The sequence below is a fragment of the uncultured Sphingomonas sp. genome (genome assembly GCF_913776855.1).
GTDB lineage: Bacteria > Pseudomonadota > Alphaproteobacteria > Sphingomonadales > Sphingomonadaceae > Sphingomonas.
Genome location: NZ_CAJYQD010000021.1, coordinates 73,807 through 88,450, shown reverse-complemented (window position 1 = coordinate 88,450; position 14,644 = coordinate 73,807). Strand labels below are relative to the sequence as shown.

At 68.3% G+C, this 14,644-nt stretch carries 16 protein-coding genes; 7 read left to right on the top strand and 9 right to left on the bottom strand.

Going from position 1 to position 14,644, the window contains the following annotated elements; translation table 11 throughout:
• Nucleotides 1-1,354: EAL domain-containing protein (locus QZ755_RS05680; protein ID WP_294320605.1), on the top strand; the 1,354-nt coding region annotated here is incomplete at its 5' end.
• A gap of 42 nt (nucleotides 1,355-1,396) precedes the next feature.
• Here QZ755_RS05680 and QZ755_RS05675 read toward each other — a convergent pair.
• On the bottom strand, nucleotides 1,397-1,951 hold the full coding sequence (locus QZ755_RS05675) for a recombinase family protein (protein ID WP_294320602.1): 555 nt from the start codon (nucleotides 1,949-1,951) through the stop codon (nucleotides 1,397-1,399).
• Between the two features lie 213 nt (nucleotides 1,952-2,164).
• Between QZ755_RS05675 and QZ755_RS05670 the strand changes: the two genes are divergently transcribed.
• Nucleotides 2,165-2,407 carry an AbrB/MazE/SpoVT family DNA-binding domain-containing protein gene (locus QZ755_RS05670; RefSeq protein ID WP_294320600.1) on the top strand — a complete coding sequence of 81 codons (243 nt, stop codon included), beginning with the start codon at nucleotides 2,165-2,167 and terminating at the stop codon, nucleotides 2,405-2,407.
• Nucleotides 2,404-2,793 carry a type II toxin-antitoxin system VapC family toxin gene (locus QZ755_RS05665; RefSeq protein ID WP_294320598.1) on the top strand — a complete coding sequence of 130 codons (390 nt, stop codon included), beginning with the start codon at nucleotides 2,404-2,406 and terminating at the stop codon, nucleotides 2,791-2,793. The genes QZ755_RS05670 and QZ755_RS05665 overlap by 4 nt, the downstream gene beginning before the upstream one ends.
• A 150-nt stretch (nucleotides 2,794-2,943) precedes the next feature.
• On the opposite strand, the gene QZ755_RS05660 is transcribed toward QZ755_RS05665, so the two are convergent.
• The 5 genes from QZ755_RS05660 to QZ755_RS05640 form a co-directional block, all read right to left on the bottom strand.
• Nucleotides 2,944-3,318, bottom strand: coding sequence for a hypothetical protein (locus QZ755_RS05660; protein WP_294320596.1), 375 nt, complete (start codon nucleotides 3,316-3,318; stop codon nucleotides 2,944-2,946).
• A gap of 167 nt (nucleotides 3,319-3,485) precedes the next feature.
• The gene (locus tag QZ755_RS05655; protein ID WP_294320594.1) at nucleotides 3,486-5,915 is read right to left on the bottom strand and encodes an FtsX-like permease family protein; all 2,430 of its coding nucleotides are present in this window, start codon (nucleotides 5,913-5,915) and stop codon (nucleotides 3,486-3,488) included.
• 21 nt (nucleotides 5,916-5,936) lie between these two features.
• Entirely contained in the window at nucleotides 5,937-6,689 is a 753-nt protein-coding gene (locus QZ755_RS05650) for a DUF2807 domain-containing protein (RefSeq protein WP_294320592.1), read from the bottom strand.
• Between the two features lie 158 nt (nucleotides 6,690-6,847).
• Nucleotides 6,848-7,525, bottom strand: coding sequence for an ABC transporter ATP-binding protein (locus QZ755_RS05645; protein WP_294320591.1), 678 nt, complete (start codon nucleotides 7,523-7,525; stop codon nucleotides 6,848-6,850).
• A gap of 9 nt (nucleotides 7,526-7,534) precedes the next feature.
• Nucleotides 7,535-8,824: an efflux RND transporter periplasmic adaptor subunit gene (locus QZ755_RS05640; protein ID WP_294320589.1), complete on the bottom strand. Its 1,290-nt coding sequence runs from the start codon at nucleotides 8,822-8,824 to the stop codon at nucleotides 7,535-7,537.
• Nucleotides 8,825-8,914: 90 nt separating this feature from the next.
• Here QZ755_RS05640 and QZ755_RS05635 point away from each other — a divergent pair, with 90 nt between their 5' ends.
• The 3 genes from QZ755_RS05635 (at nucleotide 8,915) to QZ755_RS05625 (ending at nucleotide 12,352) form a co-directional block, all read left to right on the top strand.
• Nucleotides 8,915-10,153, top strand: a complete 1,239-nt coding sequence (locus tag QZ755_RS05635) for a response regulator (RefSeq protein WP_294320587.1) — start codon at nucleotides 8,915-8,917, stop codon at nucleotides 10,151-10,153.
• Nucleotides 10,154-10,529: 376 nt separating this feature from the next.
• Nucleotides 10,530-11,648 (top strand): HAMP domain-containing sensor histidine kinase, encoded by a 1,119-nt coding sequence (locus QZ755_RS05630; RefSeq protein ID WP_294320585.1) that lies wholly within the window; start codon nucleotides 10,530-10,532, stop codon nucleotides 11,646-11,648.
• A 134-nt stretch (nucleotides 11,649-11,782) separates the two neighbouring features.
• Nucleotides 11,783-12,352, top strand: coding sequence for a class I SAM-dependent methyltransferase (locus QZ755_RS05625; RefSeq protein WP_294320584.1), 570 nt, complete (start codon nucleotides 11,783-11,785; stop codon nucleotides 12,350-12,352).
• Nucleotides 12,353-12,700: 348 nt separating this feature from the next.
• Here the strand turns inward: QZ755_RS05625 and QZ755_RS05620 are convergent, their stop codons facing one another.
• The 3 genes from QZ755_RS05620 to parA all read right to left on the bottom strand — a co-directional run bounded on the left by QZ755_RS05620 (nucleotide 12,701) and on the right by parA (nucleotide 13,921).
• Nucleotides 12,701-12,877: a hypothetical protein gene (locus QZ755_RS05620; RefSeq protein ID WP_294320582.1), complete on the bottom strand. Its 177-nt coding sequence runs from the start codon at nucleotides 12,875-12,877 to the stop codon at nucleotides 12,701-12,703.
• A 103-nt stretch (nucleotides 12,878-12,980) separates the two neighbouring features.
• The gene (locus tag QZ755_RS05615) at nucleotides 12,981-13,271 is read right to left on the bottom strand and encodes a ribbon-helix-helix domain-containing protein (RefSeq protein WP_294320579.1); all 291 of its coding nucleotides are present in this window, start codon (nucleotides 13,269-13,271) and stop codon (nucleotides 12,981-12,983) included.
• Nucleotides 13,268-13,921, bottom strand: coding sequence for a ParA family partition ATPase (parA, locus tag QZ755_RS05610; RefSeq protein WP_294320577.1), 654 nt, complete (start codon nucleotides 13,919-13,921; stop codon nucleotides 13,268-13,270). Before parA ends, QZ755_RS05615 begins: the two co-directional genes overlap by 4 nt.
• Before the next feature lie 188 nt (nucleotides 13,922-14,109).
• On the opposite strand from parA, the gene QZ755_RS05605 reads away from it, so the two are divergent.
• Nucleotides 14,110-14,478 carry an excalibur calcium-binding domain-containing protein gene (locus tag QZ755_RS05605; protein ID WP_294320575.1) on the top strand — a complete coding sequence of 123 codons (369 nt, stop codon included), beginning with the start codon at nucleotides 14,110-14,112 and terminating at the stop codon, nucleotides 14,476-14,478.
• Nucleotides 14,479-14,644 lie beyond the last annotated feature (166 nt).

Genomic DNA, 14,644 nt, shown 5'->3' with positions numbered 1-14,644 from the left:
GCGTCGCGCCTGTCCGCAGACCATCTATTCGATCCGCGACCTGCGCGCCCGCATCGCGCAGGAACGCCGCATCGCCCATCTGGCGCGCAACGACAGCCTGACCGGCCTGCCCAACCGCACCTCGTTCCTCGAATGGCTGGCGCGCCAGACCGGCCCCGACAACGCGCACCGTGCCGTCGCGCTGCTGTCGATCGACCTCGACCGGTTCAAGGAAGTGAACGACATGCACGGCCATGCGGCGGGCGACCAGCTGCTGACCCGTATCGCCGAACGGATGAAGGCCACGCTGCTACCCGGCGAGTTCATCGCGCGCCTAGGCGGCGACGAGTTCGTCGCGGTGATGCCGGTCACCGAACCCGATGACGCCGCCCAGCTGATCGACCGGCTGCGCGATGCGATCACCGCCCCGGTCATGCTGGAGCAGAGCGGGATCGAGGCTAGTTGCGGCATGAGCCTGGGCGTCGCACTGTGGCCGCGCGATGCGACCGAACTCTCGACGCTGATCAACAATGCCGACCTGGCGATGTACCGCGCCAAGGCGTCGATCGCGACCGATGCCTGTTTCTACGAAGAGGAAATGGACAAGACGGTGCGGCTGCGCCGGCGGATGGTGAAGGAACTGCGCACCGCGATCGACCGCGGCGAATTGTCGCTGCACTGGCAGGTGCAGGAATCGGTCGGGACCGGCGCGATCACCGGGTACGAGGCGCTGCTGCGCTGGACCCGTGCCGATGGCAGCAACGTGTCGCCGGCCAGCTTCATTCCACTGGCCGAACAGTCCGGACTGATCCTCACCATCGGCGAATGGGTGCTGCGGACCGCCTGCCAGGCGGCGGCCAGCTGGGCCGAACCGCACCGGATCGCGGTCAACCTGTCGCCGGTACAGCTCGGCCATGTCGACCTGCCGCGCCTGGTGCAGCAGGTGCTGCTCGACACCGGCCTGTCACCCGCACGCCTCGAACTGGAGATTACCGAGACGGCGATGATTACCGATCCGGTGCGCACCATCCACATCCTGCGCCAGCTGAAGGCGATCGGCGTGTCGGTGGCGATGGACGATTTCGGCACCGGCTATTCGTCGCTGTCGACGCTCCGGTCGTTTCCGTTCGACAAGATCAAGCTCGACCGGTCGTTCATGGCCGAACTGAACGGCGCGCCGCAATCAGCGGCGATCATCCGCGCGGTGCTGACGCTGGGCGAGAGCCTGAACATCCCGGTGCTGGCCGAAGGGGTGGAGACGGTCGAACAGCTCCACTTCCTGCGCGAACAGGGGTGCGACGAGGCGCAGGGCTATCTGTTGGGCCGTCCGGGGCCGTTGCCCGTGCGGGAAGACGGGGCCCGGTTGGCGGGATAGGCGCGGCAAAGTTCGTCATTTCCGCCTGCACGGGAACGACGATCATGCCCCGTCCGCACGCGGCAGGAACCGATACACCGTACCACGCGAAATCCCCAGCTCGCGGGCGATGTGCGCCGGCCGCACGCCTTGCGCCGCCAGCGTCCGCACCGCTTCCGGATCGATGCGCGGCTTGCCGCCCTTGTACACGCCGCGCGCCTTGGCCGCCGCGATCCCCTCCGCCTGGCGTTCGCGGCGCAGGTTCGTCTCGAACTCGGCAAAGACGCCCAGCATGTCGAGAAACGCCTTCCCCGCCGCCGTGCCGGTATCGATCGGCTGTTCGGTCGCCTTCAGTGCCACCCCCCTGCCCTTCAATTCATGCACGATGTCCTGCAGATCCTTCATCGACCGCGCGAGCCGGTCGATCCGGGTGACGACCAGCGTGTCGCCTTCGCGCAGGAAGTCGAGCAGGACCTGCAACTCGCTGCGCCCGGACCGGCCGGTGGCCGATTTCTTTTCGGACCGGATCGCTTGACACCCCGCTGCGCGCAGGGCGCTTTCCTGGATCGTCAGGTCCTGATCGTCGCTCGACACGCGGGCATAGCCGAACAAGGCCATCCGAACCCCCCTTCTGTTCGATCAGGCTCTAGACCCTCAGCAAGAACTGTTCAAGTTCGCTGCAAACGACCCTGATCGGACGGTTGGGGGTGTTCCGGCGTGTTGTCCTATCGGGGTATACCCGGAATGACAACGATTTATCATTCCACAAGACAGGTCATTCATGTTGTGGCATAATTGAAATATTATGCCACAATGTGTCGATTGAACCATATGACGCTGCAAGTGAACATTACACCTAATGGACGCATGAGCCTGCCAGCTGACATTCGTAAGCGATTAGGTCTCGAAGGCGGCGGTGCGGTCCTATTGGAGGAAACCGCCGATGGTGTCGTCCTGCGCACCGTCGATCAAGCCGTGGCCAAGGCACAGGCCATCGCTAAACGCTATGCCACACATCCCGATTCTTCGGTTGAAGCATTTCTTGTCGCACGGCGCAGGGACAGTGGCGAATGAGCGGCGTGGTGCTTGATGCCTCGGCGATCCTGGCGCTGCTGAAAAATGAGCGCGGGGCCGGCAAGGTCGCCGGGGTGATCGCCAACGCCTTGGTCTGCGCGGTTAATCAGGCCGAGGTGGTGAGCCACTTCGTCCATCTCGGCGCACCGATCGAGGACGTTCGCGTGATGCTGGGAGCGCTGCCCTACACAGTCGTTGCGGCGGACGATGCAATGGCTTGGGAGGCAGGCAGCTTGCGTGCGGCGACTTTATCGGCCGGGTTATCGTTGGGCGATCGGTTCTGCCTTGCCTTGGCCAAGCGCCTCGGCGTCGCGGCCTATACCGCCGACAAGGCATGGCGCGATGTTGCGACCGAAGTCGCAGCTAAGGTGGTAATCATCCGCTAGCGTCTATCGGCACGCATTCTCTGACCGTGCCCGGACATCGACCGCGCCTGCAACGCGCAGTAGGCGAACGCGCTTAGATGACGAGACGTTCGCGTGGTAAAGGCCCTGCGTCGTCGGTGCCAAACGACATATACGGTCGACCGCCAAGGATCAGGCCGCGAGCTTGCCCGTGTCGGTGTGGATCATATTGACGACGAGCTTTGACGCGAGAGCGGGCGGAACTCCTTCATCCAGCATCATCGCGAAGAGCCGGTCCTCGATCGGTTCGGGACACATGGCATCGATGATAAGGTTATGCCGTGAATCACGGTCGTCCTCGCGCCACTGCGCGATCTGGTCGGACGTTCCCCGCTCGAAATCCATCGCCCGGATCTGCGCGCGGATCGCATCGATATCCAGCTGCATCCCGCCGATCTCCTTCGCTTCGCCCGTACGCTGACAGTCCTGACGCGGATCGCCACCGCTCGCTTGCGCGACGTCGTGTAATACAATGAACGCAGCATTCCCTATCCTGCCATCGAACATTCTCCATCAATCTACCCCCGTTGTCGTGGCCCGAGCCACGACATTCGCCGCCGGCGACCAAGGGAGAGAAAGGCGCGGAAGGGAAAGATTCGGCGATCATGCCCCGCCGTTCCGGCACAAGCCGCGGTCGGGATGGTGCAACGACATCCCGACCGCGGCCGCCCCGATCAATCGTGCCGCAACGCCCAGGCTGGCGCCGCGCGGCTTGCACGTAGCGACTGGCCCAGCACGGTCAGCACCGCGACCGCCACCGCCACGACGCTCGCGCCGATGAAGAACAGCGGCGACAGCGCGATCGCATCCTCGAACCCCGCCAGCCACGTCCGCATCGCAAGGAACGCCAGCGGCCATGCGACGAGGTTCGCGATCAGCACCGGGCGCAGGAACTGCCCGACCAGCAGCTTCACGATATCGCCCGACGACGCGCCCAGCGTCTTGCGGATGCCGATCTCGCGCGTACGCCTGGCGGTGTTGAACGAGGCGAGACCCCATAGCCCGACGCACCCGATCAGTACCGCCAGCCCCGCGCCGATCCCGAACAGCCGCGTCGCGCGGTCGTCGGCTTCGTAGAAGTCGGTCAGGCGCTGGTTGGCGGTCTGCGCATTATAGGGCACCTGCGGCACCATCCGCTGCCACAATCCCTCCAGGCTCTTCAGCGCGGTGCGCGGATCGCCGGTCACGCGGATCGTCACGACCGAGGTGGCGATCGTCTCCGCCCGGCTGTTGTAGATATAATAGGTCGGGGCAAGCGGCGCGCGCGGCGTGTCGAAGCGCATGTCGTCGACCACGCCGATGATGGTGCGCGGGCGATCGCCGCCCAGCGTCTTGCCGATCGCTTCCTGCGGCATCCTGAACCGCAACGTCGACAGCGCGCGGCGGTTGATGACGATGTTCGCGCCCTGCTCCGCCTTGCGGCCGTTGGTGTCGTCGGCCCCGTGCGCATTGTCGAACCAGCGCCCGGCGAGCAGCCGCGCGCCATGGGTTTCGAAGAAGCGCGGCGATACCACGACCCAGGTCAGCGACGGTCCCGGCCCGGCGACACCGGGCAGCGGCATGTTGGTATTGTTGCTTTCACCGCTGCCGCCGATCGCGGCGTTGGCGATGGTCGCGTCCTTTACCTGGGGCAGGGCGCGGATGGCGGTCAGGATCGACGCCTTGCGGTCCACCGGCACCGCCGGGTCGACCATCGACGTCAGCACCAGCAGCGAATCCCGCTGGAACCCCAGATCGGCCGAGCGGACGTGCCGGGTCTGCGCGACCAGCACCGCCGTCCCGATCATGAAGGCGATGGCGAGGCCGAACTGCCCGATCACCAGCAGCTCGCGGATGCGCGTCCCGGCACGCCCGCCACCGGGCGAGCGCGACGATGCCAGCACGGCGGCGGCGGGAAAGCGCGACAACAGGATCGCCGGATAGACGCCGGCAGCAACGCCGACGACCACCGACAGCACCAGCAGCGCCGGCACGACGACGGCATAGGGGATGGTCAGCGACAGGCCGCCCGCCGCATTGACCAATGGCAGCCCCAGTTCGGCAAGGATCAGCCCGCCCAGCGCGGCGATGGCGACGGTCAGCACCGCCTCACCGAGGAATTGCCGCACCAGCACGCCCCGATCGGCGCCCAGCACCTTGCGCATCGCCACTTCGCGGGCGCGCAGGCCGGACCGGGCGGTGGCGAGATTGATATAGTTGATGACCGCGATCAGCAGCGTCAGCACCCCGACCAGCCCCAGCGTGGCTACCGTCATCTTTGCGGTGCCGCTGTCCTGCCCCTGGGGGGCGAGGTGCAGGTCGGCGAGCGGCAGCAGCTTCAGATGTTGCATATCCGTCGCCTTCTGCCCCGGATCGGCCAGATCCTTCCCCCGCCGGTCGACGAACGCGCTCAGCTTGTCCTCGAACGCACGGGCGGCTTCGGGCGTGTCGAACCGCATGACGGTGCGCAGCGCCGAACTGCCCCAGTGATACCAATAGTCGCTCTTCATCTCGCGGGTCAGCGGCACCAGCACCGACAGCTTCAATTCGGTGTTCTTGGGCAGGTCGCGGAACACGGCGCTGACGCGGTACGTCCGCACCTTGTCCATCGACAGGACCAGGGTCTGGCCGATCGGATCGCGATTGCCGAAGAATGCGCGCGCGGTCTTCTGATCGATCGCGGTATTGCCCGGCTGCGCCAGCGCCGTCGCCGCATTGCCCGCGACCAGCGGCAGCGGCATCACCTGCAGGAAATTGGCATCGACTTGCGCCGCATCGACCCGCGTGCCGCGCCCGTCGGCGAGGATCGTACCCGCCCGGTCGCCGCCGTTGATGCGGGCGCCGACGACGCCCGGAAAATCCTCACGCATCTGGTCGATCAGCCCGCCCATCGTCCACGGAATGGGGCCGCTCACCGGGCTGTCGGGGATGGTCCACACCGTCTGCACGACATAGGCCTTGTCATAATCGGGCAGCCATTTCTCATAGCTGGTTTCGTACCGGACATAGAGGCCGAGGATCAGGAACACCGCGATCCCGACCGCAAGGCCGCCGATGTTGAGCGCGGCATAGAGCTTGTGGCGCACAAGCGAGCGATAGAGCGACAGCAGCGCGAACCGGTTCATGACCTTTCCCCCTCTTGTCCGTCAGCCGCAGGTGACGCGGGCCATGCCGCTCTTCGACACCGAACAGGCCGGTCGCCCGGTGACGGTCACCCGCGCGATGCCGCTGGCGTCGATCCCCGCCGGGCCATTGGCGGCGGCGCGGACCGATCCGGTACCGCTGGCGCGCACCGACAAGGCAGCGGCATTGAGTGTCGAGGTGTCGACATGTCCAGTCCCGCTGGCCACGATCGCCAGCGCTTGCGTGCCGCCGGTGGCGGTGATCGTGCCGGTGCCACCCAGCTCCAGCGACAGCCGTGCAGCCTGTACCCCGTTCAGCTTCGCGGACCCCGTGCCCGACAGGGTGACGACCGCGCGGTCCGACCGCAGCCCGTCGATCGACAGATTGCCGGTGCCGCTCATCCTTGCGGCAAAGGTCGGGCTGTTCAGCGCAGCGATGCGGACCGATCCGGTCCCGCTCGCCTCGATCGCCTGCAGTCGTGGCAGGGTGATGGCGATGGTGGCGGCGGGCTTGCCCGCGCGGCTGTCGCAGCTGCCTTTCGCGCGCAGCAGGGTCAGCACCCGGCCGCGCACGGCGACGCCGATCGCGGCCAGCGACCCCGCCTGCCCCTGTGCCCGGACGGAAAAGCCCGCGCCGAAGCTGATGGCGACATGATCGCAGCCGCCCACGAAGATGCGGTCGAAATCGGCGGCGGCGAAGCTGCGCGTCGCCCCCTGTGCCAGCGCCGGGGTCGGCACGGCGGAAGCGAGCAGCGCGAGGGTGAGGAAGGGTTTCATGGACGGGTCTCCGGTTGGGAGGAAAGGGAGAAAATCTCAGGCCGTACCCCGGCGAAGGCCGGGGTCCAGTTGGGAGACGCCTGTGCAAGGCAACGATCGCTCCGTAACTGGGCCCCGGCCTTCGCCGGGGTACGGTATCGGATGGGTTCCAGGGCGCATCACATCGCCCGCATGGCGTTGGCGACGATCCGCCCGTCGAGCATGTCGATGCGCCGCTTCGCCATGTCGGCATGGGCGGGCGAGTGGGTGACCATCACGATGGTCGCGCCTTCGCTGTTCAGGCCCATCAGGATGTTCATCACCTGCTCGCCATTGGCGGTGTCGAGATTGCCGGTCGGTTCGTCCGCCAGGATCAGTTTCGGATCGCCGACGATCGCGCGGGCGATGGCCGCGCGCTGCTGCTGCCCGCCCGACAATTGGTGCGGGAAATGGCGGGCGCGGTGCGCGATGCCGACCTTGTCCATCGCGGCGGCCACCCGGCCCTTGCGATCCCCGGCATCGCCGCGATAGGCGAGGCCCAGCGCCACATTCTCCTCGATCGTCAGTTCGTCGATCAGATTGAAGCTCTGAAAGACGAAGCCGAGCGTCGATCCCCGGAACCTGGCGAGGTCGCTCTCGCCCATCGCCGCCATGTCGCGGTCGCCGAACAGATACTTGCCCCCGGTCGGCCGGTCGACGGTGCCGAGCGTATTGAGCAGCGTCGACTTGCCGCAGCCCGATGGCCCCATGATCGCGACGAACTCGCCCGCCTCGACCGCCAGGTTGATGTCGGAAAGCGCGGTCGTCTCCACTTCGTCGGAGACATAGCGGCGCTGGATATTTTCTAGCCGGATCATGGGGTTCCCCTATCGGATGTTGATCGCGTCGCCCTTCACGGACGACAAATTGCTGGTGACGATGCGGTCGCCGGGGTTCAGCCCCGACAGGATTTCGACCGCTTCCGGGTTGCGCCGGCCGAGCTTCACCGGGCGGCGCGTGGCATGGGTGCCGTCGGCATCGACGACGAAGGCGAACGCGCCATTGTCCGCCGCCAGCCACCCGCCGACCGGGGCGACCACCGCCTTCGACGCGGCGCCAAGGGTAATGCGGATGTCGAGCGTCTGGCCGCGATTGAGATTGGCGGGGGTGGCATCGAAGGTCAGTTCCACCCGGAACCTTCCGTCCTTCACGGCGGGCAGCACCTTGCTGACGGTCATCGCCATGCCGTCGGCCTTCGCCTTCTGCCCCACGGCGACGCGGCCGAGATAATATTCGTCGACATCGGCGGTCAGCTTCCACGACCCTTCGCTGTCGACCTGTCCCGCCGGATCGCCGGGCTTCAGCGTCTGGCCGGGTTGCAGCGTGAAGTTGGTCAGCCGCCCGGCGGCGGGCGCGCGGATCGTCAGCGCCGACAACCCGCCACGTACCGCCGCGAGGTTGCCCGACAGCCGCGCCTGCGTGTCGGCCAGGCGCTGCCCCTGCGTCGCGGTGATCCGTGCCTCGGTCCCCGCCCCGGCGCGCAGCTGCGCCAGGCGCCGTGCCTGATATTCCGCCTCGGCGCGATAGCCGGCGACCCCGGCCTCGGTCACGATCCCCTTGTCGAACAGCTGCTGGCGGATCGCGAGGTCGCGCCGCGCCTTGATCAGGTCGTACTCCGCCTGCGACACCTGTGCCGAACGGTCGAGCCGGCTGCGCTCGATCCCGAGCCCCTCACCGGCGATACTGCCCAGCTGGCTGGCGATCGCGGCCTCGCGGGTCAGCACGTCGAGGCGAAGCTCGGGATTGGCGAGCGTGGCGAGCGGTTGGCCGGCGGCGACCATCGCCCCGTCCTGCACCAGCAGCTGTTCGACCTGCCCACCGGCCAGCACCCCGACCAGCGTGGTCAGCCGCGGCGCGACGGTGGCGCGCACCGGCAGGTAATCGTCGAACGCGCCGCGCGTGACCTCGCCCGTCTCGATCGCGCTCGCCGCGATATCGGTCGATCCGGCGGCGGGCAGCCAGCGCCACAGCGCGACCGCCGCCAGCACCGCCGCGACCACGATCCACGTCACGCGCCGTTGCCACCATGCGCGACGGGGCCGCTCCACGCGGCGGTCCATCGCCGCGCCGGGGGGTGTTTCGGTGGTGCTTGCGCCCTGTGTCGCTTCGGTCATCATGGGACCAGTGTCACCGATCGGGGCGAAAAATCCTAAGTGCCTGAACCATCACCATATTCCACCCAATACGCACCGGGTGACCGTCCAGACATGGACAGCCTGTCCGGAAATGGACAGTCGCCGGCGGCGTCAAGCGGCCTGTCGGTGCTGCTGATCGACGACAATGCCAGCGTCGCCGAATCGATCGCGCTGGCGCTGCGCCTCGGCCGGCACCGGATCGACTGCGCGGGCGGACCGGAGGAGGCGCTGTCCCGCCTTGCCGCCACGCGCTACGACGTGATCCTGCTCGACATGAATTACGCGGCGAACCGCACCGACGGGGCGGAGGGGCTGGCGCTGCTGGCGCGCATCCTGTCCGACGATCCGAATGCGGCGATCGTCGTCATCACCGCGCATAGCGGGGTGCGGATCGCGGTGGAGGCGATGCGGGCGGGCGCGCGCGATTTCATTATGAAGCCATGGCGCAACGCCGACCTGCTCGCCCGCATCGCCGCCGCCGCCGCGCCGCGGGCGGTGGCCGCCGCTACCCCCGCCCCACTCGAACCCGCGCGGCTGCTGGGCGACAGTGTCGCGATCGAGCGGCTGCGCGCGCTGGTCCGCCGGATCGGCCCGACCGGGGCCGGCGTGGTCGTCACCGGGCCGGCGGGATCGGGGCGCGGCCTGACCGCCGCCGCGCTTCATGCCGCATCGCCCGATGCGGCGACGGCGATGCCAGTGATCGACCTGCGCGACGATGCGGCATGGGCGCTGCTCGACGGGCCTGCGCCGACCTTGCTGCTGCGCCATCCCGACCGGTTGGGGGAGGTGGCACAGGCCCGCCTGCTCGCACGCATCGCACCCGCCACCCGCTGCATCGCGATCGCCGACGACGCGGGCGGCATCCTCCCCGCGCTGGCCCGCCGCATCGCCACGGTCGAAATCGCGGTGCCGCCGCTGGCGATGCGGGCGGGCGACGCGCTGCTGCTCGCGCGGCATTTCGCGCGACAAGCGGCGGCGCGCTACGCCCGACCGGTGTCGGCCTTCACCGCGGCGGCGGAAGCACGCATCCTGTCTGGGCCATGGGTCGACGAGGTGCGCGGTTTAAGTGCCGCGGTCGAGCGCGCGATCCTGCTGGGCGATGGCGATGCGATCGACGCCACCCTGCTCGCCCCGGAACCGGTCGCGATGGCGGTGGACCCCCCCGCCGCCCGCTTCGACCTCGACGAAAACGAACGCGCGGTGATCGAGGCGGCGCTGCGCGAACATCGCCACAATGTCAGCCACGCGGCGACCGCGCTGGGCCTGAGCCGGGGTGCGCTGTACCGGCGGATGGCGCGTCATGGGTTGTAGGGTGGGTGGGCCAGCGCAGGCGGGGGTTTCTCGCGGCTCCTGCTGCGTGCTTTCATGCGGAAGCCCCGGCCTGTGCCAAGGCCACGCGAGGCGGGACCGGTGCGTTGCTGGAGGCGAGGCAACCGCCCCTCCCCGCTACCTGCCGTACCGCCGCGCAGGCGGGGGTCCAGGGCCAAGCAGAACGACGGTTGCGATCAACAACCCTGGTCCCCCGCCTGCGCGGGGGTACGGCCGATGTGGCGATAGCGCCCCTTGCCGCCCATACCCCGGCGAAGGCCGGGGTCCGGTTGGGGGACGTCACTACGATGCGGATAGGCCTTTCCACCTGGACCCCGGCCTGCGCCGGGATGCGCGCCAGTTGCGGGGACGCCACGCCATGCTGACCCCCGAACGGCGCCGCGCGCTGGCCACCCTCGCTTCGGGGGTCACCCTCACGCTTGGCGGGGCGGCGGCTCTCGCCGTGTGGCGGGCCGGGATGTGGGGGTCGCTGCTCGGCACCGCAATGGCGGTCGCGTGGCTGCTGGCGCTCGGCTGCTGGATGGCGCTCAGGCGGGCGCCCGCCCCTGCCCCGTCCCAACCGGCGCGCGACGCCTGGCCGATCACCGCGCTGCTCGACCAGGTGCCCGTCCCCCTCCTGCGGATCGAGGGCGTACAGGTGCGCGCGATCAACCGGGCGGCGCGCGCGCTGTTCGTCGCCGACGACCGCATTCCCGCCCCGCCCTCTACGCTGACCGATCCGGCCACGCGGCACCTGCGCCATGCCGGGCGGCGCTGGCGGATCGATGCGGTAGCCCTGGGCGACGCCCATCGCCTCGCCGCGCTGATCGATGTCGATGCGGAGGAACATGCCGCGCAGGAGCGGGCGCAGGACGAGATGATCGACATCCTCGGCCACGAACTGCTGAACGGCCTGTCGCCGATCGTGTCGCTGGCCGACAGCGCGGTGACGGCGGCGCAGCAAGGCGACGCGATGCTTGGCGACATCCTCGCCACGCTGGCCCGCCGGGTCGAGGGGCTGGAGGGCTTTGCCCGCGCCTATCGCCAGCTCGCCCGCCTGCCCGATCCGGTGGCGGCGCCGGTCACGCTGACGATATTGGCCGATGATCTGGCGCGGCTGTTCCGGGGACGCTTCGGCACGGGCGTCACGCTAGCGATCGAGGCGAGCGGCACCGCGACCATCGACCGCGACCAGATGGCGCAGGCGCTGTGGGCACTCTTGCAGAACGGCGCGGAGGCGGCGCTGGCGGCTGCCGCCCCGGCACGGGTCGCGCTGGCGCTGCATAGCGACGGGACGTTCACCGCCGAGGTGCGCGACAGCGGCCCCGGCATTGCGGCGGCCGACCGCGCGCGGATCTTTCGTGCCTTCCACACCGACAAGCCCGGCGGATCGGGCATCGGTCTGACGCTCGCCCGCCGCATCGCCCGCGCGCATGGCGGGGAACTGATGCTGCTCGATAGCGGCGAGACGGCGTTCCGACTGACGGTCCCAGCATGACCGACATGTCGACAGGTAGAGTGGTCGACATAGCCCCTTGCCCCCGCCTGCGCGGGAGTACGGTGGTGGGAACGGCGCAGCGCGGATCGGACTGCCATGATGACATGTCGACACCTCTACCTGTCGGACCGTCGGTGACGGACCGCACCCATGGCTGGGAAGCGGTCGCCGACCGTTTCGCCGCGATCCGCAGCGATGTGGGTGTGGACGTCGTGCGCCGCTGGGCGGCGGACCTGCCGCCGGGGGGCAGCGTGGTCGATATCGGTTGCGGCACCGGACGGCCAGTCGCGCTGGCGCTGGCCGGGGCGGGGTTGGCCGTGTCGGGGGTCGACCCGTCCCCTACCCTGCTCGCCGCGTTCCGTCGCGCCCTGCCCGATGCGCCAGCGGCGTGTGAGGCGGCGGAGGACAGCGACTATTTCGGGCGGCGCTTCGACGGGGCGGTGGCGATCGGCCTGCTCTTCCTGCTGCCGCCCGCGACGCAGGCGGTGGTGATCGGCCGGGTCGCGCGGGCGCTGCGGCCCGGCGGGCGGTTCCTGTTCAGCGCGCCGGCAATGGCCTGTCGCTGGACCGACACGCTGACCGGGCGGGAATCCCGATCGCTGGGCGAGGCGGCGTATCGCGCGCTGCTGGAGGAGGCCGGGCTACGGTTGGTCGAGGGATATGCCGACAGCGGCGGCAATCATTATTTCGCGGCGGTCGGGTAGGGTGCCGGCGGGTCAGGTCGGAACCGCCGCGCAGGCCCCAAACACTCGCCATACCCCGGCGCAGGCCGGGGTCCTCGTTGACAGGACTGGTACGCACGCCGGAAAAAACGGCGGAAAACCGCCAAAGGTCACTAAGTTCACACTCGCACGCTATTTGCAGCAGCGCGCGTGCGGCATTGTGGGCGACGACGATGGGACAGAGCGTCGGGCGAGCCTGTCATGGTGCCGCGCTGTAGGAAAGGGGGCCGGCTGCCGTCCGGTGCCGCAACCGGGAAATTCCAGCCTTCGCCGCGATGACGTCTGGGTCGAACGTGATGGAACCGCAGTTCGTTGGCGCCGGTCGGCCGATCAGTGGCCGTAGCGCTTGATCCCACGCTGGCGCAGCTTGCGGCGTTTGCGGCGGTGCAGCATGACGCCGAGCGCCGGCCCGCCGATCAGCAGCACGACGCCGATAATGGCATAGGCAAGAAGTTCGCGGGAGACGTCCATGTCGGTTTCTTGCAATCCGGTGACCGGATTGTCCATGCCGGACATTAAGTTTTGTTCATCTGTTTCCGGCGTTCGTCGGCAAAATATGCCGCATCACCGCATGGCGTGTCGACAGGTCGACCATCCGACAGATCGACACTCAGTCGCCGATGGGACTTTCGCCATATTTGCGAAGGACATCGTTGAACGCTTCGGCCATCAGCGCCTGCAGGCTGCGGTCCTGTCGCCGCGCGAGCATGTGCATGGCCAGCGACATGTCGGGGGTGAAGAAGCCGGCGATCTGCTTGCGGCCCTGCCGGCTTGCCGGGCCTTTCGCCTCGGTTTCGGTCGTGGGTGGCGGCGCGGTGACCTTGGCCGGTGCGGGGGCAGGGGCAGGGGCAGCGGCGGCGCTGCGGTCGCGCAGGTTGGCGAAGGACGGCTTGCGGCTCATGACGCGATCTTTCTGAAGCGGGGGGCAGGCATGTCGAGCTGTCGACATGTCCACTTGTAGAGTTCGCGCACCTCTTCGGCGGCCTTGCCGGCAGGTTCGCTTTCCATGACCGTCCGCCCCTCGGCACTGGCATGGCGATAGGCGGCGCGATCGGGCAGCAGCACGGGGCAGGGCGGCGTGCCGAAGCTGTCGACCAGCTCCCCCGCCTCCTGATAGATGCGCGGCGCGTTGGGCGGCCCGGCGGTGAACACGACATATGCCGGACGGCGCAGCAGCTGCACCAGCTTCGCGGTCGTCTGGATCGCCGACAGGTCGAAGGCGCTGGGCCGGCACGGGATCAGCACCAGGTCCGCCGCCTCGACCGCCGCGCGCGCTGCACTGTCGGCGTGCGGCGGGGTATCGATCACGATCACCTCCGCGCCCTGCTCCTTTGCCGCCGCGATCTTGGCAGCAAGGCGGGGCGGGGGGCTGTCGATCACCTCGGGCGGGGCTTCCTGCCGCCACGCCGCCCATTGGCTGGCGGTCGCCTGCGGATCGGTATCGACGACCAGCGCGACCCGGCCCGAGGCCTGTGCGGCGGCGGCAAGGTGCAGCGCGAGCGTGGTTTTCCCCGCGCCGCCCTTCTGACTAATGATAGCGATGGTCGGCATGTCGGGCGTTCTACGTGTCGACATGCCGACACGTCAAGCTGTCGAGCGCGATGGTTTCCGGACCGGCAATCATGTCCCTGCCACCGGGCGTCGCCAACGAAATTCGGGCCGGGGTAACGGATTGTTAGCAAAGGAGATGCCACGTCCGACCGATGCCGGATCCAGCTCTTTCTGCCGTTACATAGCTGGTGAGCTTCAAGAAGCCGTTTCGCGCCGTCCCGATCAAGCTGGGTGAGCGCTACCGCCGTGAGCAGCAGCGTAGCGAGCGGATAGCCGCCGTCAGGTTCCTCGGCATCGCGGCGGCGCTCGGCGCATTCATCGGCATCGGCACGGTTGCGATCGACCAGGATGGCCGCACCGCCATCACCTCAGCGCTGAAACCGGTTGCCGTACAGGCAGGGTTGGCGCGCGCACGCCAACCGCAACCCGGCGATCGATGGGGCGGTTGCAACGATGCCCGCGCGGCCGGTACCGCTCCGATCTACTCCGGTGAGCCCGGCTATCGTGAAGACATGGACGGCGATGGGGACGGGGTAGCGTGCGAGCCGTACCGCTGATCCTCTCCTCCAAACCATCCCGGCGAAGGTTGGCCGACGTGGCGAAAATGTCAGCATCGCGCAAATCCGCCGGCCGCCGCGATTGAGCGTTTGACAACGCGAGAAATTATTTAATATCAATTTTCTTAAATAGAAGCGGGGTGCCACGTCGCGCCACCGCAGCATG